The sequence below is a fragment of the Streptomyces yatensis genome, assembly GCF_018069625.1.
Taxonomy (GTDB): Bacteria; Actinomycetota; Actinomycetes; order Streptomycetales; family Streptomycetaceae; genus Streptomyces; species Streptomyces yatensis.
The window spans coordinates 1890975-1914128 of record NZ_CP072941.1 but is presented as its reverse complement, the minus strand read 5'-3'; the positions used below and the strand labels follow the sequence as shown (position 1 = coordinate 1914128).

Here is a 23154-nt window from a genome sequence, read left to right as displayed (position 1 = left end):
GCGGCGCCGGTTCGGCGTCATGCGGCGCGGTTCGGGGACAGGACCCGGGCGAGCCAGTCGGTTCGGGTCCGGCGGGCGGTGGCCGAGATGTGTGCCTGCGGGTACAGGGCGTCGAACCCGTGGAAGCCGCCCGCCCAGACGTGGAGTTCGGCCTGGCCGCCGGCCGTCCAGATGCGGGTGGCGTAGTCGGTGTCCTCGTCGCGGAAGACTTCGGCGGAGCCGGTGTCGATGTAGGTGGTCGGCAGGCCGGAGAGGTCGGCGGCCAGCGCGGGTGAGACGTACTCGGACACCTGGTCGTCGGTCAGGTCACCGAGGACGGCGCGCCATCCGAACGCGTTCATCTCGCGAGTCCAGACGCCGGGTCCGCCGGAGTACTGGCGGCTGGAGGTGCTGGTGTTGCGGTGGTCGAGCATGGGGCAGATCAGCATCTGGGCGGCGATCGCCGGGGTGCCGAGATCGCGGGCCAGCAGGGCGACGCCCGCCGCGAGGCCGCCACCCGCGCTGGCGCCGGCGACGACGATCCGGTCGGGGTCGATGCCCAGCTCCCCGGAGTGTTCGGCGATCCAGCGCAGTCCCCGGTAGCAGTCGTCGACGAGGGCGGTGCCGGTGGCCTCGGGGGCGAGTCGGTAGTCCACGGAGACCACGACCGCGCCGAACGCGTCGAGCCACTCCAGCGGGATGTCGATCTGCGAGTAGCGGTCGCCCATGACCATTCCGCCGCCGTGCATCCAGTAGACGCAGGGTGCGGCAGTGGTGCGCTCGGTGCTCGCGGGGCTGAAGACCGACAGGGGGATCGGGGCGCCGTCCTCGACGGGCACGGTGATCTCGCGCAGGTCGGCCTGCCGGTGTGCGAGCAGGGACTCGACGGGCGTCGAGGGGAGTTGGCGCAGTTGCGCGAGTACTTCCGGGCTGAGCTGGGACATCAGCGGCATGTCGGCCAGGAGCTCGCGCAGTTCGGGGTCCAGGGCAGGTCGTGCCGTGGGCATGGTGGTTGGCCCTTCGTGGGGGTGGCGCGGGACGGTCGGAGAGGGTGGGGCCGCTTCGGTGGGCATCGAGGCGGCAGGCCGGGGGATCGGTCCGGGGTTCAGAAGGCGGTGGTCTTGCCGCGGACCGGGACGTAGTCGGTGTACTCGGATTCCCTGGCCAGCAGTCCGTCGATCTGCGCCACGATGGCCTGGGCGGCTTTGCCGGCGAAGATCCGGTGGTGGTCCTCCTCGCTGGTCCAGCCCTCGGTGATGTGGACGACGTCGGGGTCCGACGCGGAGCGGGAGACCAGATAGACGACGCAGTGCTCGCTCGCGCCGGGGTTGCCCTCGTTCAGGCCGGTCAGCAGCAGCTCGACCAGCCGGTCGCCCATGTGGGGCTTGGCGGTCAGGGTGGCGTTGAAGCCGTATGTGACGATCATGGCTGCCTTCTTCTCGGAGATGGAGTGCGGTGACTCCATTCAAGGTGCCTGGCCTGCGGAAACGTAGAACGATGCTCGCTCGTACTTGCACGATCCTCGCGGGTTTGGGAGCTGCGCTGCGAAACGGTGCTGCAATGGACGCATGTTCCTCGAAGAGCTCCGCACCCTGCTGGCCCGGCATGCCCGGCCGGACTGGACCACCGCCATCGACGGCGTCCTGATCTCGAAGGTCGACCGGGCGGACCCGCCGGCGCCCTCCACGTCCGGCACGGTGCTGGCGGTCATTGCCCAGGGCGCCAAACGACTCGCGCTGGGTGAGCGGGTCTACGAGTACGGCGCCGGGCAGTACCTGGTCGCATCCGTCGACCTGCCCGTCACCGGACAGTTCACCCAGGCCGAACCGGAGCAGCCGGCCCTCGGCTTCGGCCTCACGCTCGAACCGTCCGCCGTCGCCGAACTGCTGCTGCAGGCCGGCCCCGCGGACACCCCCCGCGGAGGCGCGGGCGCGCCGTCGGGCATCGCCGTCAGCGATGCCCCGCCCGCGCTGCTCGACGCGGTGGTCCGGCTGCTGCGCCTGCTGGACGAGCCGCGCGACCGCGTCGTACTGGCCCCGCTGGTCAAGCGCGAGATCCTGTGGCGTGTGATCACCGGCGAGCAGGGTGCGACGGTGCGTCAGCTCGGCCTCGCCGACAGCGGCCTCAGCCATGTCTCCCGGGCCGTGCGCTGGATCCGCGAGCACTACGCGGAGTCCTTCCGGGTCGAGGACGTGGCACGCCTGTCCGGCGTGAGCGTCTCCGCCTTCCACCGCAACTTCCAGGCGGTGACCGCGATGAGCCCCATCCAGTTCCAGAAGCAGATCCGGCTCCAGGAGGCCCGGCTGCTGCTCGCCACCCACCCGGGCGATGTCACCGGGGTCGGCCACCGCGTCGGCTACGACAACCCCTCGCAGTTCAGCCGCGAGTACCGCCGCCAGTTCGGCGCACCCCCGAGCCGGGACGCGGCCCGCCTGCGGGGCGCCGTACGCACCCCCGCGGGCGTCCTGCCCTGAGCGGGGCTGGACAGTCGGCGTGGAGGTTGGCGACCACCCCGGTGGGGGTCGGCTCCGGCCGGGCCACGTCTCCCGTGCGCCGCCGCCATCGCGTCCCTGAGAACCTCTCGGAGATTCCTCTCGGCGAGCGATGAGTTCCGTGGGGCAGCGCGGTCCATCTCTGTGAAGGGCCGACAGACGAAGGAGACGGCGCGTGTACCAGCAGATGATCTTCGTAAACCTCGCGACGAACGACCTGGAGACCTCGAAGAAGTTCTTCACCGAGCTCGGCTACTCGATCAACCCGCAATTCACCACGGATGACTGCGCGTCGGTGGTCATCAGCGAGACGATCGTCGCCATGCTGCTCACCAGACAGCGTTACCAGGACTTCACCAACAAGGAGATCGCGGACTCCACCAAGACCTCGGAGGTGCTTCTGTGCCTGAGCGCGGAGAGCCGCGCGAAGGTCGACGAGCTGGTGGACAAGGCACTGGCCGCGGGCGGCGCGCCCGCGGGAGAACCCCAGGACCACGGCTTCATGTACGGCCGGTCCTTCCAGGACCCCGATGGCCACACCTGGGAGGTGGTGTGGATGGACCCGTCGGCTGTCCAGAGCTGAGCTGCTCCCGCACGCGCACACGAAGGTCACCACGGCGCGGCGGGGCCGGAGCGCCTGCCCGCCCCGCCGCGCGCTGACGCTCCGGTCGGCCGGCCGTACGACGTCGTACGGCCGGCCGACCGGCTGGGCGACCATCACCCCGAGGTAGAGCAGCAGGGCCCCGATCAGCAGCGCGTCTCACCTACCGCGACGGACGAGCGGACCTGCTGGTGCTCCTGACCGGGAAAGCGAGCCGGTGCGGACCGTCCTGGACTGTGCCGCGGGCGGCCGCACCGGATGCCGTCGATCTGCTCCTCCGGGGGCGGATCGGATGGTTCGACGCCGAACCGTGGGAGAAGCGCCGTGTCGCCGCGCCACCGCGGGGACGTCCCGTTACCGTGAGGCGGCGCGGGCCGGGCCATGACATCGCGGAAGGCGGGACGGGTGAGCCAGCCAACTCACGACTCCGGGGGTGAGTCGCCACCGCAGGTGACGGTGGGCCTCGTCGCCGATCCGGACGCCCCCGTGGAGCTGGCGGAGGAGCTGGCCGAGGACCTGCCCGGACTGCTCTCCGAGCAGATCGACCCGAACGTCATGTGGTCCGTGCAGGTCGTCCGCGATCCCACGCCCGCCGCCCTGCTCGACAGCGCGAGCATCCTCGATGTGACGCGGGAGCGGAAGATCCGCGCTTCCTGGGACATCGCCATCTGCCTCACCGACCTCCCCCTGTACGGCGACGGCAGGCCACTGGCGGTCGATGCGGACACAGCGGACCGGGTGGCCCTGGTGTCCATGCCCGCGCTCGGCGGGATCTTCCTGCGACGGCGGCTGCGCCGCTCGATCGTCCGGCTGGTGAGGGATCTGATGCGGGTGGATACGGGCCCCGTGGTCCCGGAGCGGACCGCCCCGCTGAAGCGCGCGGTGGCGGACGAGGACCTCATCGATCTACGGATCGTGGGATCCGCCGCGCGGGGGCGGCTGCGCCTGCTGCTGGGCATGGTGCGGGCCAACACCCCCTGGCGGCTGATCCCCGCCCTGGCGAAGGCGCTCGCCGCCGCCCTGGCCACCAGCGCCGTCGTACTCGTCAACGGAACCCTCTGGAACGTGTCCACCGCGATCGCGGCCGAGCGGCTCGCGGTGGTGTCGGTCTTCTCCACGGCGACCATGGTGGCCTGGCTCATCGTCCACCGGCATCTGTGGGAGCGCCCCGACTCCCCATCCCGCCAGGACCGGGAGAAGGCCGCGCTGTACAACGCCTCCACGGTGGTGACCCTGTCCCTGGGCGTCCTGGGCGGCCTCCTCGGGCTCTTCGTCGTGGACTTCGCGGTGGCATCGTTCCTCATCGAGAGCGGAGTGCTGGCCAATCAGCTGAAGCGCCCGGTGGGATTCGGCGACTACGCGCGCCTGGCGTGGCTGGCGAGCTCGGCGGCCATCGTCGGCGGAGCGCTCGGCTCGGAGTTCGAAAGCGACGAAGCGGTCCGCCGCGCCGCCTACGGCAAACGGGAGAGGCTGCGCCGCGAGCAGGCGGAACGCAGACGCAAAGAGGCCGAGTCCGGCACCGCACCCTCTTAGGGCCGCGGTCGCACGCGTAGATCCGGACTCCGGCACGATCTGTCCCGGGTGGTGGACGTCGCCTCCTCACTCATGCGCCTTGTGTACGGCAGGACCGGCCTACCCACGATCCTGACCTGCCGATAGGTCAGGTTCAGCCCTCGTCGACCTCGGCCCCACCTTCGGGCGGAGCCGGAACCGCTCGGCGATGCCCTCGGCGCGCATCGCGGTCCGGTCGTGCATGCGACCCGGCCGGTCCGTGCCCGGCCACAGCGGACGGCCCCGACCGTCGCTGATGGTGGTGGTCTTGATGGTGTTCAGCTTCGGCGGGGTCGCCGAAGCCGGAGGCGGCCGTGCGCGAGCCGGCCGCCGTCCCCAGGGCGCCGGGCGGTCCGCCGCCGTATGGTGGACCGCATGGTGGACGCGAGCGTGTCGACCTCGGCCGAGACTGCTGAGCAGTCGCTGGACGAGCTGCTCCGGGCGTCCCACAAGGCATCACCCGCGGAGCTCCCGGTGGCCCTGGACCGCTACGCCGAGACCATGGGCATGGGCCGCGCGGTGATCTACCTGATCGACCTCCAGCAGCGGCTGCTGATGCCGCTCGACGAGGACGAGCCGCGCTTGGAGCTCGACCACTCCCTGGCCGGATTCGCCTTCCGCACCGATTCGGTGCGGGTCGAGGACGAGAACGCGGGCGGGTTGTCCGTCTGGCTGCCGCTGGTGAACGGCGCGGAGCGGCTGGGCGTGCTGCAGCTGCGGATGGGCTCCCTGGACGGGCTCACGCTCTGGCGCTGCCGGACGCTGGCCTCGCTCCTGGCTCTGGTCATCACGTCCAAGCGGACGTATATCGACACCTTCGCGCAGCGCATCCGGACCCGGGCCATGGAGCTGCCCACCGAGATGGTGCGGGCCTTCCTCCCGCCGCGTTCGATCGGCACCGGCCGGGTGGTCTCGACGGCCGTCGTGGAGCCCGCGTACGAGCTGGGTGGCGATGCCTTCGACCATTCGTTCACCGAGGACGTGCTGCACGCGACGATCCTCGACGCCATGGGCCACGATCTGGCGTCCGGGCTGACCACCTCCGTGGCGATGGCGGGCAGCCGCAACGCCCGGCGCACCGGCGCCGACCTGGGAGCTCTCGTCGCCACCGTGGACGAGGCGCTGGCCAAATGGCTTCCGGACCAGTTCTGCACGGGCGTCTTCCTCCGGCTGCACATGCCGAGCGGGGCGCTGCGCTGGTCCAACTGCGGCCATCCCACCCCGCTGGTCATCCGCCGCCAGCGGCTGCTGGACAAGGAACTGGAGCGCGCCTTCGAGCCCCCGCTGGGGCTGCCTGGGCGGCTGTCGGACGCTCCCCGGCAGGTCCATGAGACGGTTCTGGAGCCCGGCGACCGGATCCTGCTCTACACCGACGGGGTCGTGGAGTCGCGGGACGAGGGAGGTGAGCAGTTCGGCCTGGAGCGCTTCGCCGACCACATCATCCGCTCGACGGCCGCCGGGCAGAACGCCCCCGAGGTGCTCCGGCTGCTCATCCACGCCATCCTCGATCACCGGCACAGTGAGCTCAGCGACGACGCCACGATTTTGATGATCGAGTGGCATCCACCGGATCCCTGAGCCGCCGGGACGATGTCCGATGACACCCCCCGACCCCACCGACCCCCGAGCCGGGCCGAACCCCCCGCCCAGGGACCTCGGCCTGGCCACGGCCACGGTCGACGAGCACGGCGTGGTGACCGGGTGGAGCGAGGGCGCGCGGCGGCTGCTGGGCTACCGCGCCGAGGACGTCGTTGGACGGGCGGCGGCCGAGCTGCGCGCCGAGAAGAAGACCGCCGGGAACGCCGGCGAGGGCGTCGGGCCGTGTCTGGCCGACCGGGCGCGTTGGAGCGGACGGGTCGCGCTGTGCCACCGGGACGGCCACCGGGTGGAGGTCGAGCTGCTGGCGCACCGCGGCCCGGTGGACGGTGGATCCGCGGGTTGGCTGCTGGTCTGCGCCGCGCCCCGGGAGTCGCTGCCCCAGGAGCCGGGCGTACCGGTGGACCGCGCGTTCGCCCAGTGCCCATGCGTCCTGGCGGTCTTCGACACGGAGCTGCGCCTGGTGTCGGCGAACGCCGACACGGAGGCCGCCACCGGTCGCGGCGAGGACCAGATGCGCGGGCTGCGGCTGACGGAGCTGATCCCCCACGGGGAGACCGAGCGGGTCGAGCGGGCCATGCGGCGGGTGCTGGAGAGCGGCGAGCGGCTCGAGCTGGAGACGCACCTGCGGGGGCCGGGCGAGAGCCATGAGCACGCCTGGTCGGTCTCCCTGGCCCCGCTGGTCGACCGGACCGGCAGGCACCAGGGCGTGTGCTTCGCGGCGCGCGACACCACCGCCGAGAAGGAGGCCCGGCAGCGGCTGCTGCTGCTCAGCGAGGCGGGCGCGCGGCTGGGCAGCACTCTGGACCTGGACCGGATCGCCCGGGAGCTGGCCGAGGTGGCGGTCCCCCGGTTCGCCGACTTCGCCAGCGTCGATCTGCTCACCTTCCTCCACTGGGGCGACGAGCCCCCGGCGGGGCCGCTGCGTGCGCCCATCACCCTGCGGCGCGCGGCCCACCGGTCCGTCCTCGAGGGCGCCCCGGAGGCGGTGGTCGACATCGGGGGTCTGGCCACGTATCCCCGGTACTCCTCCACGGCGGCGTGCCTGATGGAGGGCCGGGCCGCGCGATACGAGGTGACGGAGTCCCTGCTGGCGAGTTGGGAGGCCAAGGACCCCGTCCGGGCCGCCCGTATGCGTGAGAACGGAATACATGCGGTGATCGTGGCACCGATGCGCGCCCGAGGGGTCACCCTCGGTGCGGCCTTCTTCGCCCGCCACCGGACACCCGCGCCTTTCACCGAGGACGACACGATGCTGGCCGAGGAGCTCACCGCCCGGGCGGCCGTCTGTGTCGACAACGCCCGCCGCTACCTGCGGGAACGCAGGACGGCCGAAACCCTGCAGCACAGCCTGCTGCCGCAGCGGCTGCCCGAGCTGACGGCGCTGGAGATCGCCTCGCGCTATCTGCCCGCGGGCGCCTGGGCCGGGGTGGGCGGCGACTGGTTCGACGCGATTCCGCTGTCCGGCGCCCGCGCGGCCCTGGTGGTCGGCGACGTGGTGGGCCGCGGCCTCCAGGCGGCCGCCACCATGGGGCGGCTGCGCATGGCCGTGCGTACCCTGGCCGATATCGATCTGCCGCCCGGTGAGCTGCTGGCCCACCTCGACGATCTGGTCGACCGGCTGTCTTCGGACGAGAACCGCGAGAGCGACGGGGCCGTGGGCGCCACCTGTCTGTACGCGGTCTACGACCCGGTCTCCCGCCACTGCGCCATCGCCGCCGCCGGCCACCCCGCACCGCTGGTGGTCAGCCCGGAGGGCACCGCCGATCTTCTCGGTTCCGCCACCGGCCCACCCCTGGGGCTGGGCGGGCTGCCCTTCGAGGTCATGGACACGGAGCTGCCCGAGGGCAGTCTGCTGGCCCTGTACACCAACGGTCTGATCGACGGCCGCGAGCGCGAGATCGGCGAGGGGCTGGAGACGCTGCGCGAGGTCCTGAGCCGGCCCGCTCCGTCCCTGGAGGCGCTCTGCGACAACGTCCTGCGGGCCCTGCTGCCGGTCCGTCCCGACGACGACATCGTCCTGCTCCTCGCCCGCACCCGGCCGCTCGCCTCCGACCGGGTCGCCACCTGGGACATTCCCGCGGACGCGGCGGCCGTCGCCGAGGCCCGCCGGAACACCACCGGGCAACTGCTCGCCTGGGGGCTGGAGGAGGCCGTCTTCACCACCGAGCTGATCGTCAGCGAACTGGTCACCAACGCGATCCGCTACGGCCGTCCGCCCATCCGGCTGCGGCTGATCCGCGACCGCAGCCTCATCTGCGAGGTCTCCGACGCCAGCAACACGGCGCCCCACCTGCGGCGGGCCCGGCTCTTCGACGAGGGCGGCCGCGGCCTGATGCTGGTCGCCCAGCTGGCGACGCGCTGGGGCACCCGGCAGGGCGCGGACGGCAAGACGATCTGGGTCGAGCAGGACCTCCCCACGGACTGAACGGGGCCAAATAACTCCCCGGTCGCGGGCGGGTGTTACGAGTGAGACCGTTGCGAATGGAAGGGGAGCCTCCGATTTGAGGAGTGACCATGAAAGCAGCTGTATACGAGGGACCGCGGACGGTGACGGTCAAGGATGTGCCGGACGCGAAGATCGAGCATCCCTGCGACATCATCGTGCAGATCACCACCACCAACATCTGCGGCTCCGATCTCCACATGTACGAAGGGCGCACCTCGTTCGAACCGGGCCGCACCTTTGGGCACGAGAATCTGGGGAAGGTCGTCGAGGTCGGTTCGGCGGTCAGAAAGGTCAAGGTCGGTCAGTACGTGGTACTGCCGTTCAACGTCGCCTGCGGCTTCTGCAAACAGTGCGAACGCGGGCTGACCAACTACTGCCTGACCATGCAGCCGGAACCCTCTGCGGCCGGAGCCGCGTACGGCTTCGCGGACATGGGCCCGTACCAGGGCGGCCAGGCCGAGTATCTGCGTGTGCCATACGGCGACTTCAACGCGCTGCGGCTCGGTGAGGACGCCGCGGAGCGCCAGCTGGACTATGTGATGCTGGCCGACATCTTTCCCACCGGCTACCACGCCACCGAGATGGCCGGCGTCAAGCCCGGGGACCAGACCGTGATCTTCGGCGCGGGCCCGGTCGGGCTGATGGCGGCCTATTCGGCGGTGCTCAGGGGCGCCGGCCGGGTGTGGTCGGTGGACTTCCACAGCGACCGGTTGCGAAAGGCCGAGGAGATCGGGGCCATCCCGATCGACACCCGCGAGCAGGATCCGTCCGACGTCATCAAGTCGGCCACCCTGGGGCTCGGCGCCGACAACGGCTGTGAGTGCGTGGGTTACCAGGCCCATGACCCGCAAGGCCGCGAGGACGCCTCCCTGACCATGAACGGCCTGATCGACTGTGTGCGGTTCACCGGCGAGATCGGCGTCGTGGGCGTGTTCGTCCCCGAGGACCCGGGCGGGAAGGATGCCCAGGGTGAACTCGAGGCCCAGGGCAAGGTGCCGATCGACTTCGGCAAGCTGTGGTTCAAGGGCCAGCGGGTCGGCACCGGCCAGGCGCCGGTGAAGCGGTACAACCGGATGCTGCGCGATCTGATCGCCGGGGGCAAGGCCGAGCCGAGCTGGGTCGTCTCCCATGAGCTCGGGCTGGACGAGGCCCCGAGCGGCTATGAGCACTTCGACCGCCGTGACGAGGGCTGGACCAAGGTCGTCCTGCACCCGGACGGCTCGCGCTGAGGGATCGCCCTGTCCCACGGGTGTACTCGGGGGTCGAGATTGGTCCTCGGATCGCTGGACCGGTCATAGGAGGGTTTGTCACCCTTTGTGGTAGAGGCCTGTTACGGATCCCGCTCCCGCGGCCGACCGGGCGTTGACTGCGGCCCGGGGCCGTCCCGGAAGGAGTTGCCATGGCCAAGGCAGTCGGTATTGATCTGGGCACCACTAATTCGGTGATCGCGGTGTGGGAGGGTGGTGAGTCCTCGGTTGTTCCGAATTCCGAGGGGAGCCGCACCACGCCGTCGGTGGTGGCGTTCACCGATACCGGTGAACGGTTGGTGGGGCAGCTGGCCCGGCGCCAGGCGATTCTCAATCCCAAGGGCACTATCTATTCGGCGAAGCGGTTCATCGGCCGGCATTACGACGAGGTGTCCGGTGAGGCCAGGGCGGTGGCTTATGACGTGGTGCCGGATGAGCAGGGTCTGGCCCGGTTCAAGGTGCGCGAGAAGCTGTATTCGCCGGAGGAGATCAGTGCGCAGGTGTTGCGCAAGCTGGCCGATGATGCGGGGAAGCAGCTGGGTGAGCGGGTGACGGAGGCGGTTATCACGGTGCCCGCGTATTTCAACGACGCTCAGCGCAGTGCGACCAGGGATGCCGGTGAGATCGCGGGTCTGAAGGTGCTGCGGATCATCAATGAGCCGACCGCGGCGGCGCTGGCTTATGGCCTGGACAAGAAGGGTCATGAGACGGTTCTGGTCTTCGATCTGGGGGCGGCACGTTCGATGTGTCGATCCTGGATGTGGGGGACGGGGTGGTGGAGGTCCGTTCCACGGCGGGTGACAGTCATCTGGGCGGTGATGATTTCGACCGGCGGCTGGTGGATCATCTGGCGGATAAGTTCCAGCAGGAGAACGGCATTGATCTGCGGCAGGATCCGCAGGCGTTGCAGCGGTTGTTCGAGGCTGCGGAGAAGGCGAAGACCGAGTTGAGTTCGGTGACGCAGACGCAGGTGAGTCTGCCGTTCATCACGGCGGATGCTTCCGGGCCGAAGCATCTGACGGAGACGGTGATGCGGTCGACGTTCGAGCAGATCACGTCGGATCTGGTGGAGCGTTGTCTGGGGCCGGTGCAGCAGGCCATGGGGGATGCGAAGGCGGGTGAGAGCGATATCGACGAGGTGATCCTGGTCGGTGGGTCGACCCGGATTCCGGCGGTGCAGGCTCTGGTGCGGCGGTTGACGGGGGGCAAGGAGCCCAATATGAGCGTGAACCCTGATGAGGTCGTGGCGTTGGGTGCCGCGATCCAGGCGGGGGTGCTCAAGGGTGAGGTCAAGGATGTGCTGCTGCTGGATGTGACGCCGTTGTCGCTGGGTGTGGAGACCCGTGGTGGGGTGATGACGAAGATCATTGAGCGGAATACCACGATTCCGGTGCGGCGGACGGAGACGTTTTCCACGGCTGAGGACAATCAGCAGGCGGTGGACATCGTGATCTTGCAGGGTGAGCGTGAGCGGGCCGCGGACAACCGGGTGCTCGGGCGTTTCCAGCTGACGGGTATCCGTCCGGCGCCGCGGGGTGAGCCGCAGGTCGAGGTGACCTTCGATATCGATGCGAATGGCATCTTGAACGTCACCGCGCGCGACCAGGACACGGGTAAGGAGCAGTCCATCCAGATCACCGAGACCGGCAACCTGGACCGTGGTGAGGTCGAGCGGATGGTGCAGGAGGCGGAGCGGAACCGGGGTGAGGACCAGGCGCTGCGTGAGGCCGTGGATGCGCGCAATGAGCTGGATGCCATCGCCTATCAGGTGGAGAAGCGTCTTGCTGAGCTGGGTGATGCGGTGCCCTCGCATGAGCGGTCGCGTGCCGAGATGCTGGTCAACGATGCCCGTGAGGCGGTCAGGAACGAGGCCGGGGTCGACAGGACCAGGCCACTGGCCTCCGAGCTCCAGCAGGTCTACGCGGGCCTGGCCGCCCACGAGACAACCGGAGCCGGAGCCGCCGGTGCCGGTGCCGGTGCCGGGGCGGGTGCGGGTGAGGGCGGCGCCCAGGATGCCGGGGCCGGGGCCGGCGGAGGCGGGGGCGATGAGGACGTCATCGACGCCGAGTTCGACAAGGGCTGACCGATACGACCGGTAGGCCCAGAGGAAGGCTGACGGAGAGGCCGCGATGTCCACTCAACCGCAGCAGCCCGAACCGGTGCCGGAGGGCGCCGTGACGGAGCAGGAGCAGGAGCAGGGGCAGGAGCAGGGGCAGGGGCTGCCCGCGCCGGGCGCCGTGGAGGCGCGGGGGGCGGTTGGGGAGGGGCCGGGTCCGGACGCGGCCGGTGGCCCTGCCGTTGCCGCATCGGATGAGCAGGCTGCCGGGCTGGCGGAGCTGGAGGACCGTTGGCGGCGGGCGGTGGCCGATGTGGAGAATCTGCGCAAGCGTCATGCCAGGGAGGTGGAGCGGGAGCGGGCCGCGGAGCGGGCGCGTACGGCGGCGGCTCTGCTGCCGGTGATCGACAATCTCGAACTCGCTCTCTCTCATGCCGAGGCGGATCCCGGCTCGATCGTGGAGGGTGTCAAGGCCATTCGTGAGCAGGCGGTGAACACGCTGGCTCAGCTGGGTTACGAGCGGCAGGGGGAGACGGGGGTGCCGTTCGATCCGGCGAGGCATGAGGTGGTCGGTGTGGTGGAGGATCCCGAGGCGGAGCCGGGCACGGTGGTCCAGGTCCTGCGTCCTGGTTATGGGGATCCCGGGAACCAGCTGAGGCCGGTGGCGGTGGCCGTGGCGAGGCGGGAGTGAGCCGGCGATGGCACGGGATTACTACGAGGTGCTCGGTGTTTCACGGGGTGCGAGTCAGGATGAGATCCAGCAGGCGTTCCGCACCCGGGCCCGGCGTCTGCATCCTGATGTGAACAAGGATCCGAACGCGGAGGAGCGGTTCAAGGAGCTCAACGACGCCTACAGCGTGCTGTCCGACCCCAAGGCGCGGGCGCGTTATGACCGGTTCGGTGAGGACTTCCGCAAGATCCCCGAGGACTGGGAGGAACGCGTCGCCGCGGGTGCCGGTGCCGGTGCCCGAGGTGGTGGTTTTCGTGGGTGGACGACCGCCGGCGACGGCGGCCGGGTGCGGTTCACCCGTGGCTTCGGGGAGGACGCCGGGGGCGAGGGCGTGGACTTCGAGGACCTGTTCGGCTCGTTCTTCGGCCGCGGCGCGGGGCCGGGCGCCGGACGCGTCGACATCCCCGGCGCCGACCAGGAGGCGGAGTTGCCGCTGACCGTGGAGGATGCCTTTCACGGCGGCCGTCGTACGGTCACGTTGGCGGGGCCGTCGGGGCAGCGCACGTTCGAGGTGGATGTTCCGGCGGGTGTGGTGGACGGGCAGCGGATCCGGCTGGCCGGGCAGGGCGGCCGGGGCACCGGTGACGCACCGGCGGGGGATCTGTATCTACGGGTGCGGATCCAGCCCCATCCGCGGTTCCGGCTGGAGGGCCGGAACATCCATGTGACGCTCCCGGTCTCCCCGTGGGAGGCCGCGCTGGGTGCGACCGTCCCCGTGCCGACGCCTGGGGGCACGGCGAAGGTGACGGTTCCGCCCGGGTCCTCCAGCGGCCGCCGGCTGCGGCTGCGCGGTGAGGGCATGCCCAACCCGCGCGGCCCTGACGGTGATCTGTTCGCGGAGATCCGTGTCATGGTGCCGCCCAGCCTCAGCGACCGGGAGCGGGAGCTGTTCGAGGAGCTGGGCCGCACCTCCTCCTTCGACCCCAGGAGCGAACGATGACCACGCACACACCTGGGCGCACTCACACACTCGGGAGGGAGCGATGAGCACCCACACCTCCGGCACGGTTACGGCCACCCGCTATGCCCCGGTGACGTCGGTCCATTACGAGTTGGTGCCCGCGCCCAGGTTGTCCCTGGAGACGGTGGCCAGCCGTACTGGGCTGCATCCCGAGTTGATCCGGCGCTTCGTGGTCCTCGGCCTGGTCGACGCCGAGCGCGACGCCGGGGGGCGGTTGGTGTTCGCCCCGGGCGCTCCGGCGGCGCTGGGCCGTGTGGAGCGGCTGCATTCGGGGCTGTGTCTGAACTATGCCGCTATCGGTCTGGTGATGGATCTGCTGGATCGTATCGATCTGCTGGAAGCCGCACTGCGCCGCGGTGGCGCGAGGAGTGGCGTGAGGAGTGAAGAACCGTCATGGACATGAACCGCCTCACCCAGAAGTCCCAGGAAGCTCTCCAGGATGCCCAGTCCCGGGCCCAGGGGTATGGCCATAGCGAGGTCGACGGCGAGCATCTGCTGCTGGCCCTGCTGGAGCAGCCCGAGGGGCTGGTGCCCCGGCTGGTCGGTCAGCTGGGCGCGGATCCGGAGGCGGTGCGCACCATGCTGGAGGCGGAGGTGGCCCGCAAGCCGAAGGTCACCGGGCCGGGGGCGACGCCGGGGCAGGTCTTTGTCACCCAGCGGCTGTCCCGTCTGCTGGATGCCGCCGAGCAGGAGGCCAGGCGGCTGAAGGACGAATACGTGTCGGTGGAGCACCTGGTGCTCGCCCTGGCGCGGGAGGGGCCGGCCACCGCGGCCGGTCGGGTGCTGGGGGAGCACGGCATCACCCCCGAGGCATTCCTCAACGCCCTGACCCAGGTGCGTGGCAGTCAGCGGGTCACCTCCGCCAATCCGGAGGTGGCGTATGAGGCGCTGGAGAAATACGGCCGGGATCTGGTCCTGGAGGCCCGTTCCGGCAAGCTGGACCCGGTGATCGGCCGGGACGCGGAGATCCGCCGGGTGACGCAGATCCTCAGCCGCAAGTCGAAGAACAACCCCGTCCTCATCGGCGACCCCGGTGTCGGCAAGACGGCGATCGTGGAAGGTCTGGCGCAGCGGATCGTGCGCGGTGATGTGCCCGAGGGGCTGCGCGATAAGACCATCTTCGCTTTGGACATGGGTTCGCTGGTGGCGGGGGCGAAGTACCGCGGGGAGTTCGAGGAGCGGCTCAAGGCGGTGCTGACCGAGGTCAAGTCCGCTCAGGGGCGGATCCTGCTGTTCGTGGACGAGCTGCACACCGTGGTCGGCGCCGGGGCGGCGGAGGGTGCCATGGATGCCGGGAACATGCTCAAGCCGATGCTGGCCCGCGGTGAGCTGCACATGATCGGCGCGACCACGTTGGATGAGTACCGCCGGCACATCGAGAAGGACGCCGCGCTGGAGCGCCGTTTCCAGATGGTGCTGGTGGATGAGCCGAGTGTGGAGGACACCATCTCCATCCTGCGGGGCCTGCGTGAGCGCCTGGAGGTTTTCCACGGGGTGAAGATCCAGGACACCGCGCTGGTCTCCGCCGCCACCCTCAGCCACCGCTACATCAGCGACCGGTTCCTGCCCGACAAGGCCATCGACCTGGTCGATGAGGCATGTGCCCGGCTGCGTACCGAGATCGACTCCATGCCCGCGGAGCTGGATGAGATCACCCGGCGGGTCACCCGGCTGGAGATCGAGGAGGCCGCGCTGTCCAAGGAGAGTGATCCGGCCAGTGCGCAGCGGCTGGAGGAACTGCGGCGGGAGCTGGCCGATCTGCGTGCCGAGGCGGATGCCAAACACGCCCAGTGGGAGGCCGAGCGGCAGTCCATCCGCCGGGTGCAGGACCTGCGACGGGAGCTGGAGGAAGTACGCCGCGAGGCCGAGGAGGCCGAACGCGCCTATGACCTGAACCGGGCCGCCGAACTGCGCTACGGCCGACTCCAGGAACTCCAGCGCAAACTGGCCGCCGAGGAAGAACAACTGGCCGCCAAACAGGGCGCGCACCGGCTGCTGCGCGAGGTGGTCACCGAGGAGGAGATCGCCGACATCGTCTCCGCCTGGACCGGCATCCCCGTCTCCCGCCTGCAGGAAGGCGAACGGGAGAAGCTGCTGCGTCTGGACGAGATCCTCCAGGAGCGGGTCATCGGCCAGGACGAGGCGGTCAAGCTGGTCTCCGACGCCATCATCCGGGCCCGCTCGGGCATCCGGGACCCGCGCCGTCCGATCGGCTCGTTCATCTTCCTCGGCCCCACCGGCGTCGGGAAGACCGAGCTGGCCAAGGCACTGGCCGCGGCCCTCTTCGACACCGAGGAGAACATGATCCGCCTGGACATGAGCGAGTACCAGGAACGGCATACCGTCAGCCGGCTGGTCGGCGCCCCGCCCGGATACGTCGGCTACGAGGAGGGCGGCCAGCTCACCGAGGCGGTGCGGCGCAAACCGTACTCGGTCGTCCTCTTCGACGAGATCGAAAAAGCGCACACCGATGTGTTCAACACCCTGCTGCAGGTCCTGGACGACGGCCGGATCACCGACGCCCAGGGACGGCTGGTGGACTTCCGCAACACCGTGATCATCATGACCTCCAACATCGGCTCGATGCACCTGCTGGACGGTGTCACCACCGACGGCGAACTCAAGCCCGACGCCCGGGGCCTGGTGATGAGCGAGCTGCGCGGCCACTTCCGCCCCGAATTCCTCAACCGGGTCGATGACATCGTCCTCTTCAAGCCCCTCGGCGAGGCCCAGATCGAACGCATCGTGGAACTCCAACTCGACGACCTGCGCAAACGCCTGGCCGAACGCCTCATCGCCATCGAACTCACCCCCGCCGGCCGCCAGGTCATCGCCCACGAAGGCTACGACCCCGTCTACGGCGCCCGCCCACTGCGCCGCTTCATCTCCCACGAAGTCGAAACCCTCATCGGCCGCGCCCTGCTCCGCGGTGACATCGACGAAGGCACCACCATCAAGATCGACGCCCAACACGGCGAACTCGTCGTCACCCACGAACGACAACCAGAAACCGCGGAACTCGGAAAGGCCGCGTGAGAACAATGCCGACTCAGACCGTCAAGGCCCCGACCGTCACCTGTCCCACCTGCGGGAAGACCAACAAGGTGCCCGCGGCGGCGGAGGGCCGTCCGCGCTGCGGCAACTGCAAGAACCCGCTGCCGTGGATCGTGGATGCCGAGGAGCGGGACTTCGCCGAGGTCGCCGAGCAGGCCGACCCCCTGGTCGTCGTCGACCTGTGGGCCACCTGGTGCGGGCCGTGCCGCATGGTCAGCCCCGCGCTGGAGCAGGTGGCCCGGGAACTCGCCGGAGAGATCAAACTCGTCAAGGTCGACATCGACCGCAACCCCCGGCTCGCCCAACGGTTCGAGGTGCAGGCCGTGCCGACCCTGCTCATCCTGGACAAGGGGGAACTGGTCGCCCGCCGCGCGGGCGCGGCGCCCGCGGGCACCCTGCGTTCGTGGATCGAGCAGGTGATGACGGGCCGCGACAGCAAGGAAGGGTGAACGCCATGGCCATCGAGCCCGATCCGCACCTGTCGATGGTGCGGCCGGTCACCCCGCGCAGCCCCGAGGGGTGTGAGGAGTGCCTGCGCCTGGGGTCCCCCTGGGTCCATCTGCGGCTCTGTCTGACCTGCGGACACGTCGGGTGCTGCGACTCCTCGCCGCTCAAGCACGCCCGTGCGCACGCGTACGCCGACCAACACCCGATCGTCGAGCCCATGGAACCGGGCGAGACGTGGCGGTGGTGCTACGCCCACGAGGCCATGGCCTGATGACGAGTGAGGACTGGTCCGCAGGCACCGCACCCGAGGGAGCGGTTCCGGACGAGACCCCGGATGTGTACGGCGCGTATCCGCGGCTGACGGACGAGCAGATCACGTTCCTGGCCGGGCACGGTACCCGCCATCCGGTGGTGCCCGGCCAGGTGCTGATCCGCGAGGGCGACCAGTGCACGGACTTCTATGTCATCCTCAGCGGCTCGGTCGCGATCATCGAGGACTACGACACCCCGGACGAGCGGGTCCTGAGGGTGCACGGCCCGGGGCGCTTCCTGGGCGAGCTGGGCCTGCTCCAGGGGCAGGTGGCCTTCTACACCGCCCGCTCCCGCCAGGCCGGGGAGGTGCTGGCCGTGCCGGTGGACCGGCTGCGGGTGCTGGTCGCCCGCGACCCCGTCCTCGGCGACCTCATCCTCCGCGCCTATCTGGGCCGCCGCGCCCTGCTGGTCGGGGCCGGCGCCGGGTTCCGCATCCTCGGCTCGCGCTACTCGCCCGACACCCGGCGGCTGCGCGAGTTCGCGGCCCGCAACCGGCTGCCGCACCGCTGGATCGACCTGGAGACGGACCGGGAGGCCGAGGCGCTGCTGCGCCGCTTCTCCATCAGCCCGGAGGACACTCCCATCGTCATCTGGCGTGACCACCAGGTGCTGCGCAACCCTGACAACGCCGAACTGGCCCGGCTCATCGGCCTGTCCGCACCGGTCCCCGACCGCAGCAAAAACGATCTGCTGGTCGTCGGCTGTGGCCCGGCGGGGATCGCCGCCGCCGTCTACGGCTCCTCCGACGGGCTGACCACCACGGTCGTGGACGCGGTGGCCACCGGCGGTCAGGCCGGTACCTCGTCCCTGATCGAGAACTACTTCGGCTTTCCGACGGGGGTCTCCGGCTCCGAGCTGGCCGAGCGGGGTGTGCTGCAGGCCCGCAAGTTCGGAGCACAGGTGCGGCTCCCGGCCGAGGCGACGTCCCTGGTACCGGACGACGGCCACTACCGCGTCACCTTCGCCGACGGCAGCGAAACGCTGTGCCGTACCGTCGTCCTGGCCACCGGCGCCCATTACCGCAGACTCAAGGTCCCCGGGATCGAGCGTCTTGAGGGGGCGAGCGTCTACTACGCGGCGACCCTCTACGAGGCGCAGCAGTGCGGGGCGGACCCCGTCGCCGTGGTCGGCGGGGGCAATTCGGCGGGCCAGGCGACGCTCTTCCTCGCCGAACGGGTGCCCCGGGTCCATCTGCTGATCAGGGGGCCGGATTTGAGCGCCAAGATGTCCCGCTATCTGGTCGACCAGATCGAGCGCCATCCCCGGGTGAGCGTGGCTGTGGACACCGAGGTCCGCGAGGTGCGCGGCGATGACGTCCTGCGGTCGATCGTGGTGGAGCAGACCCGCACCGGGGAGCGCCGCACTGTGGACGTCCGCGCGCTGTTCGTCTTCATCGGGGCCAAGCCGTGCACCGACTGGCTCGCCGACGTCCTGGCCCTGGACGACCGGGGCTTCGTGCTCACCGGCGCCGAGGCCGAGGCCCGGTCGGCCGCCGGCGTCTGGAAAGGCCAGAGCCACGGCTGTCTGAGTCTGGAGACCAGTCTGCCGGGGGTCTTCGCCGCCGGTGATGTGCGCAGCGGCTCGGTCAAGCGGGTCGCCTCGGCGGCCGGCGAGGGGGCGATGGCCGTCCACCACATCCATGACCATCTCGGCCACACCACCGCCGACCCCACTCGCCCGAACGGTGACATCCAAGCTCCGTCCGGCCGGTCCGCCGCGCCGGGCGGTGACCCACGCATCCGCTACACCTGACCGGAGGTGAAGGACAATGAGCACACCCGTCCGACGACAGCAACAGCAGCGCCAAGGCGCGATGGACCGACCCCGGGTGTGGGCGCGCAATCCACTGGCGGAATTCGACGAGCTGCTCAACCAGATGGGCGGTCTGCTCGAATCCACGGTCGGCGGAGCGGCGACGCCCGGTCTGGCGACGTGGACGCCCGCCGCCGATGTGACCGAAGGCGACGAGGCGTACCACGTCGAACTCGAACTCCCCGGCGTCAAGCGCCAGGACATAGACATCGAGGTCAACGGCCAGGAGCTGACCGTCACCGGGGAGATCAAGGAACGGGAGCGCAAGGGCGTCCTGCGCCGCGGCGGCCGCCGCACCGGTCGGTTCGAGTACCGGCTGCTGCTCCCGAGCGAGGTGAACACCGAGGGCGTCAAGGCGGCCATGTCCGAGGGCGTCCTCACGATCACCGTTCCGAAGGCGGAGACCGCCAAGCCCCGCCATATAGAGATCACCGAGAGCGTTCAAGGCGAAAGCCGGCGGCAGCAGGAACCCCAGCAACAACAACAGCCGCAGCAGTCGCAGGGCAGCCCCTGAGGCTGCGCGCCTGCCGGCCGCGAACCAGCTCTCTCCTCCCCGCGGCGGCCCCCGCTCCGCCGGGCCGGCCGCCGCGGGCACCGGAAGGACGAACACGATGGTTGCGACAGGCTTTCCCGCGTTCGACACGACCGTCGACAAGACCAACCGGCTCCTCAAGGAGATCGAGGACGCGTACGGCTGGCCCAAGGAGCGCCGCAAACAGTCCTACGCCGCCCTGCGCGCGGTCCTGCACCACCTGCGGGACCGGCTGACGGTGGACGAGGCCGTGCAGTTCGGCGCACAGCTCCCGCTCCTGGTGCGCGGCATCTACTACGACGGCTGGAAACCCGCGGAGACGCCCGTGAAGATGCACAGCGAGGAGTTCTACCAGCGGATCCGGCACGACTTCCCGTACTCGATCCAGGGCGACACCGAGCAGCTGGTCCACACCGTCCTGGAGACCCTGCAGCGCCACATCAGCGAGGGCGAATGGCACGACCTCCGGGGCCGGATGCCCGCCGATCTGGCCACCGTCATCCCGGGATAGCCGCGGAGGGCCCAGCACCGGCAGGTGTCACAGCAGGAGATCGAAGAGCCGCCCGACCCTCTCCCAGTGCTGGGTCTGGGGGTTCTTCACGTCCGGGTAGACGATCTTGAAAGTCTGGGCCAGCGCGAGGCTGAGCCCACCGATGATCTCGGGATACCTTGCCTCGGTGTCGGCGTCGGGCGTGCGGTCCAGGGCCGGATGGGTGGTGAGCTGGTCGAGGATGGGCTTCAGCTCGATCTCCTGGTCGAGGGCGCGGAAGCGGTGGATGCTCTCCTGCAGCCCCTTGGTGATCGGCAGGTCCCAGGGCAGGATCACGTCCCGGGTGTTGGCCTTCGCGGTCGCCTCGGCGATGAGCAGCAGATCGTAGAGTTTGCCGTTCACGAAATCGCTGTAGCGCTTGAGGTCGTTCTTGTCGACATCAAGCCCCGCCGCCGCCCGGAAGAACCGCTCGAACCTGGGCACGGACATCACCGTCATGGTCACCAACCTCCAGTCGTCCGGCGCTGGGCGGCAACCCGGCGCACCTCGTCAGCGCCACCCTCGCTCGCCGGACGCGCGACCGCACGGGCCCGCGAGAACCAATCGCGTGGCCCGCTCTCTGTCGACAGGCCGGTGCCCGCGCCAGCTCACCTTATGGTCGCGGGCACCGCCCCGACGGCGACACTCGGGGAGCGCCGTCCGGAACACTCCGTCGGCCCAGGGGAGCCGGGGGAGCGGCGGAGAACTCGCGGCGGTTCGGGCACGCCTCGGACGGCCGGGCGCCACGGCGGGGCACACTGTCGCCTGACGCCCCCGATATCCCGCCCCGAGGTTCACCATGGCGTTCGGACTGGCACACCGCAAGGAACGGCCCCGGGTACCGCTGCGCCACGGGGAGGGCGACAAACACCGGCTCACCAGCCTCGAGGGGCTGGCCGCGCTGTCCCTGGACGCGCTGAGTTCGGTCGCGTACGGCCCCGAGGCCATCGTGGTCGTCCTGATCGCCGCCGGAACCGGGGCGCTGACCGCCACGCTGCCCATCACCATGGTCATCGTCGTTCTGCTCACCGTGCTGGTGATCTCCTACTGCCAGGTGATCGCCGTCCATCCGGACGGAGGCGGCGCCTACGCGGTGGCGAAGAAGAGCCTGGGGCCACGGCTGAGCCTGCTCGCCGCGGCGGCCCTGATCGTCGACTACGTCCTCACCGTCGCCGTCAGCCTGGCCGCCGGCGCCGCCAGCCTCGCCTCCGCCTTTCCGGTCCTCTCCACGCATCTGCTCGCCGTCTGCCTGGTGCTGCTCGTCCTGCTCACCACGGTGAATCTGTGGGGAGTGGCCGAGAGCGCTCGCGTGCTGATGCTGCCGACTGTTCTGTTCATCGTCAGCATGCTCGGCATCGTCGTCATGGGGATCCTGCGCTCGCACCCCGCGGCCGTCGTCGGCACCGCCCACTCCGTCCGGGCCACCGAGTCGCTGGGCATCCTGCTCATTCTCAAGGCGTTCTCCTCAGGCTGCTCCGCCCTGACCGGTGTGGAGGCCATCGCCAACGGTGTGCCGATGTTCCGTGCGCCGCGCGTCAAGCGGGCCCAGCACACCGAGCTGATGCTGGGCTTACTTCTCGGCGCGATGCTTCTCGGGATGGCGTATCTCATCCGCCGCGACCAGGTGGCGCCGCGCGGTGGGGTGACGGTCCTCGCCCAGCTCGCCGCCGGCGCGTACGGAACCGGATGGGAGTACTACGCCACCAGCCTCATCGTCACCCTCGTCCTCGCGCTCGCCGCGAACACCAGCTTCGGCGGTCTCCCCGTCCTGATGAGCGTGCTGGCGCGGGACAACCGGCTGCCCCACCTGTTCGGGCTGCGCGCCGAGCGGCCGGTGTACCGGTACGGGGTGGTGGCGCTGGCGGTGCTCTCGGCGCTGCTGCTCATCGCGGTCGGGGCCGAGACCCACCGGCTGATCCCGCTGTTCGCCGTCGGGGTGTTCACCGGCTTCACCATCAGCCAGGTCGGCCTGGTACGCCACTGGGCGACCCAGCAGCCCGAAGGGTGGCTGCGCCGGGCCATGATCAACGGCCTGGGGGCCGTGCTGACGACCGTGGCCGGGCTGGTCCTGCTGACCACCAAGTTCCTCGAGGGGGCCTGGCTGGTCATGGTCGCGGTGCCGCTGCTGATGCTGCTGTTCACCCGCATCCAGCGCTACTACGAGGCGGTCGGCGAGGAACTGGGGCTCGGGCGGACCCCGCCCCCGCCCGTGCACACCATGAGCCTGGTCATCGTCCCACTCGGCGAGGTCAGCAGGGTCGCGCAGCGTGCGCTGACGGCGGCGCTGGCCCTGGGCGACGAGGTCGTGGCGGTCAGCGTCCAGGCCGAGCCCGAGAAGGCGCTGGCGCTGCGGGACGCCTGGGAGCGCTGGAATCCCGGGGTGCGTCTGGAGATCGTCGACAGTCCGCACCGCTCTTTGGTGCAGCCGATGGTCGCCTACGTGCGGCGCGAGACGGAGACCGGCCGCGAGGTCGCCGTGCTCATCCCCGAGGTGGAGCCCCGGCACCGGCGCTACGCGCTCCTCCAGAACCAGCGCGGCCTGCTGCTGGCCGCGGTCCTACAGGCGCGCACCGATGCGGTCGTCTGCATGATGCCGTACCGCCTGAGGCTGTGACCGGTCCCATGGCCGGGATCGCGGTGACCTCATGACCCGCCCGCACCTCCCTCAACCGGCACCGAACCGGCCGCGCTCGGGGAGCCGTTCGAGGATCTCCGCCGCGACCTCCTTACCCGAATCGCGGGAGAAGTCGACCTGGTCGGTGATCATGAGCCGCAGGGATGCCGCTGGAGCGGGATGGGGTGCGGA

19 protein-coding genes and 1 pseudogene are annotated in these 23154 nt (G+C 70.2%); 17 read left to right on the top strand and 3 right to left on the bottom strand.

Going from position 1 to position 23154, the window contains the following annotated elements; translation table 11 throughout:
* Positions 1–17 precede the first annotated feature (17 nt).
* Both J8403_RS07395 and J8403_RS07390 read right to left on the bottom strand, forming a co-directional pair.
* The gene (locus J8403_RS07395) at positions 18–986 is read right to left on the bottom strand and encodes an alpha/beta hydrolase (RefSeq protein WP_211122448.1); all 969 of its coding nucleotides are present in this window, start codon (positions 984–986) and stop codon (positions 18–20) included.
* A 98-nt stretch (positions 987–1084) separates the two neighbouring features.
* Positions 1085–1405, bottom strand: a complete 321-nt coding sequence (locus J8403_RS07390; RefSeq protein ID WP_211122447.1) for a putative quinol monooxygenase — start codon at positions 1403–1405, stop codon at positions 1085–1087.
* Positions 1406–1547: 142 nt separating this feature from the next.
* Here J8403_RS07390 and J8403_RS07385 point away from each other — a divergent pair, with 142 nt between their 5' ends.
* The 16 genes and pseudogenes from J8403_RS07385 (at position 1548) to J8403_RS07310 (ending at position 20330) form a co-directional block, all read left to right on the top strand.
* Positions 1548–2453, top strand: a complete 906-nt coding sequence (locus J8403_RS07385; protein WP_211122446.1) for an AraC family transcriptional regulator — start codon at positions 1548–1550, stop codon at positions 2451–2453.
* Between the two features lie 193 nt (positions 2454–2646).
* Positions 2647–3054 carry a VOC family protein gene (locus tag J8403_RS07380; RefSeq protein WP_211122445.1) on the top strand — a complete coding sequence of 136 codons (408 nt, stop codon included), beginning with the start codon at positions 2647–2649 and terminating at the stop codon, positions 3052–3054.
* A 423-nt stretch (positions 3055–3477) separates the two neighbouring features.
* A complete protein-coding gene (locus tag J8403_RS07375) occupies positions 3478–4605 on the top strand; it encodes a hypothetical protein (protein ID WP_211122444.1) in 1128 nt (375 codons plus the stop codon).
* A 393-nt stretch (positions 4606–4998) separates the two neighbouring features.
* Positions 4999–6201: a PP2C family protein-serine/threonine phosphatase gene (locus tag J8403_RS07370; protein ID WP_211122443.1), complete on the top strand. Its 1203-nt coding sequence runs from the start codon at positions 4999–5001 to the stop codon at positions 6199–6201.
* 19 nt (positions 6202–6220) lie between these two features.
* A complete protein-coding gene (locus J8403_RS07365) occupies positions 6221–8647 on the top strand; it encodes a SpoIIE family protein phosphatase (protein ID WP_211122442.1) in 2427 nt (808 codons plus the stop codon).
* A gap of 89 nt (positions 8648–8736) precedes the next feature.
* Positions 8737–9897 (top strand): glutathione-independent formaldehyde dehydrogenase, encoded by a 1161-nt coding sequence (locus J8403_RS07360; protein ID WP_211122441.1) that lies wholly within the window; start codon positions 8737–8739, stop codon positions 9895–9897.
* A 170-nt stretch (positions 9898–10067) separates the two neighbouring features.
* Positions 10068–11998: pseudogene (gene dnaK / locus J8403_RS07355) on the top strand (molecular chaperone DnaK).
* A gap of 46 nt (positions 11999–12044) precedes the next feature.
* The gene (locus tag J8403_RS07350; protein WP_211122440.1) at positions 12045–12662 is read left to right on the top strand and encodes a nucleotide exchange factor GrpE; all 618 of its coding nucleotides are present in this window, start codon (positions 12045–12047) and stop codon (positions 12660–12662) included.
* Between the two features lie 7 nt (positions 12663–12669).
* Entirely contained in the window at positions 12670–13641 is a 972-nt protein-coding gene (locus tag J8403_RS07345) for a DnaJ C-terminal domain-containing protein (RefSeq protein WP_211122439.1), read from the top strand.
* Positions 13642–13684: 43 nt separating this feature from the next.
* Positions 13685–14065: a chaperone modulator CbpM gene (locus J8403_RS07340; RefSeq protein ID WP_211122438.1), complete on the top strand. Its 381-nt coding sequence runs from the start codon at positions 13685–13687 to the stop codon at positions 14063–14065.
* Positions 14056–16698 carry an ATP-dependent chaperone ClpB gene (gene clpB / locus J8403_RS07335; protein WP_211122437.1) on the top strand — a complete coding sequence of 881 codons (2643 nt, stop codon included), beginning with the start codon at positions 14056–14058 and terminating at the stop codon, positions 16696–16698. Before J8403_RS07340 ends, clpB begins: the two co-directional genes overlap by 10 nt.
* Positions 16699–16703: 5 nt before the next feature.
* A complete protein-coding gene (gene trxA, locus J8403_RS07330) occupies positions 16704–17165 on the top strand; it encodes a thioredoxin (RefSeq protein ID WP_211122436.1) in 462 nt (153 codons plus the stop codon).
* A 5-nt stretch (positions 17166–17170) separates the two neighbouring features.
* Positions 17171–17434 carry a UBP-type zinc finger domain-containing protein gene (locus J8403_RS07325; RefSeq protein WP_198267890.1) on the top strand — a complete coding sequence of 88 codons (264 nt, stop codon included), beginning with the start codon at positions 17171–17173 and terminating at the stop codon, positions 17432–17434.
* Positions 17434–19227, top strand: a complete 1794-nt coding sequence (locus tag J8403_RS07320) for an FAD-dependent oxidoreductase (protein WP_211122435.1) — start codon at positions 17434–17436, stop codon at positions 19225–19227. Before J8403_RS07325 ends, J8403_RS07320 begins: the two co-directional genes overlap by 1 nt.
* Before the next feature lie 16 nt (positions 19228–19243).
* Positions 19244–19801: an Hsp20/alpha crystallin family protein gene (locus tag J8403_RS07315; RefSeq protein ID WP_211122434.1), complete on the top strand. Its 558-nt coding sequence runs from the start codon at positions 19244–19246 to the stop codon at positions 19799–19801.
* A 97-nt stretch (positions 19802–19898) separates the two neighbouring features.
* The gene (locus J8403_RS07310) at positions 19899–20330 is read left to right on the top strand and encodes a DUF2267 domain-containing protein (RefSeq protein WP_211122433.1); all 432 of its coding nucleotides are present in this window, start codon (positions 19899–19901) and stop codon (positions 20328–20330) included.
* A gap of 27 nt (positions 20331–20357) precedes the next feature.
* Here J8403_RS07310 and J8403_RS07305 read toward each other — a convergent pair whose 3' ends face one another.
* Positions 20358–20807, bottom strand: a complete 450-nt coding sequence (locus tag J8403_RS07305) for a DUF1931 family protein (RefSeq protein WP_211122432.1) — start codon at positions 20805–20807, stop codon at positions 20358–20360.
* Positions 20808–21147: 340 nt separating this feature from the next.
* Here J8403_RS07305 and J8403_RS07300 point away from each other — a divergent pair, with 340 nt between their 5' ends.
* Positions 21148–22962, top strand: coding sequence for an APC family permease (locus tag J8403_RS07300; protein ID WP_211122431.1), 1815 nt, complete (start codon positions 21148–21150; stop codon positions 22960–22962).
* The last annotated feature ends 192 nt before the right edge of the window (positions 22963–23154 follow it).

Coding starts and splice junctions, on each gene's coding strand:
- J8403_RS07395 (WP_211122448.1), bottom strand. CDS start 986: ATGCCCACGGCACGACCTGCCCTGGACCCCGAACTGCGCGAGCTCCTG.
- J8403_RS07390 (WP_211122447.1), bottom strand. CDS start 1,405: ATGATCGTCACATACGGCTTCAACGCCACCCTGACCGCCAAGCCCCAC.
- J8403_RS07385 (WP_211122446.1), top strand. CDS start 1,548: ATGTTCCTCGAAGAGCTCCGCACCCTGCTGGCCCGGCATGCCCGGCCG.
- J8403_RS07370 (WP_211122443.1), top strand. CDS start 4,999: ATGGTGGACGCGAGCGTGTCGACCTCGGCCGAGACTGCTGAGCAGTCG.
- J8403_RS07365 (WP_211122442.1), top strand. CDS start 6,221: ATGACACCCCCCGACCCCACCGACCCCCGAGCCGGGCCGAACCCCCCG.
- J8403_RS07360 (WP_211122441.1), top strand. CDS start 8,737: ATGAAAGCAGCTGTATACGAGGGACCGCGGACGGTGACGGTCAAGGAT.
- J8403_RS07350 (WP_211122440.1), top strand. CDS start 12,045: ATGTCCACTCAACCGCAGCAGCCCGAACCGGTGCCGGAGGGCGCCGTG.
- J8403_RS07345 (WP_211122439.1), top strand. CDS start 12,670: ATGGCACGGGATTACTACGAGGTGCTCGGTGTTTCACGGGGTGCGAGT.
- J8403_RS07340 (WP_211122438.1), top strand. CDS start 13,685: ATGAGCACCCACACCTCCGGCACGGTTACGGCCACCCGCTATGCCCCG.
- clpB (WP_211122437.1), top strand. CDS start 14,056: ATGGACATGAACCGCCTCACCCAGAAGTCCCAGGAAGCTCTCCAGGAT.
- trxA (WP_211122436.1), top strand. CDS start 16,704: ATGCCGACTCAGACCGTCAAGGCCCCGACCGTCACCTGTCCCACCTGC.
- J8403_RS07325 (WP_198267890.1), top strand. CDS start 17,171: ATGGCCATCGAGCCCGATCCGCACCTGTCGATGGTGCGGCCGGTCACC.
- J8403_RS07320 (WP_211122435.1), top strand. CDS start 17,434: ATGACGAGTGAGGACTGGTCCGCAGGCACCGCACCCGAGGGAGCGGTT.
- J8403_RS07315 (WP_211122434.1), top strand. CDS start 19,244: ATGAGCACACCCGTCCGACGACAGCAACAGCAGCGCCAAGGCGCGATG.
- J8403_RS07310 (WP_211122433.1), top strand. CDS start 19,899: ATGGTTGCGACAGGCTTTCCCGCGTTCGACACGACCGTCGACAAGACC.
- J8403_RS07305 (WP_211122432.1), bottom strand. CDS start 20,807: ATGACGGTGATGTCCGTGCCCAGGTTCGAGCGGTTCTTCCGGGCGGCG.
- J8403_RS07300 (WP_211122431.1), top strand. CDS start 21,148: ATGGCGTTCGGACTGGCACACCGCAAGGAACGGCCCCGGGTACCGCTG.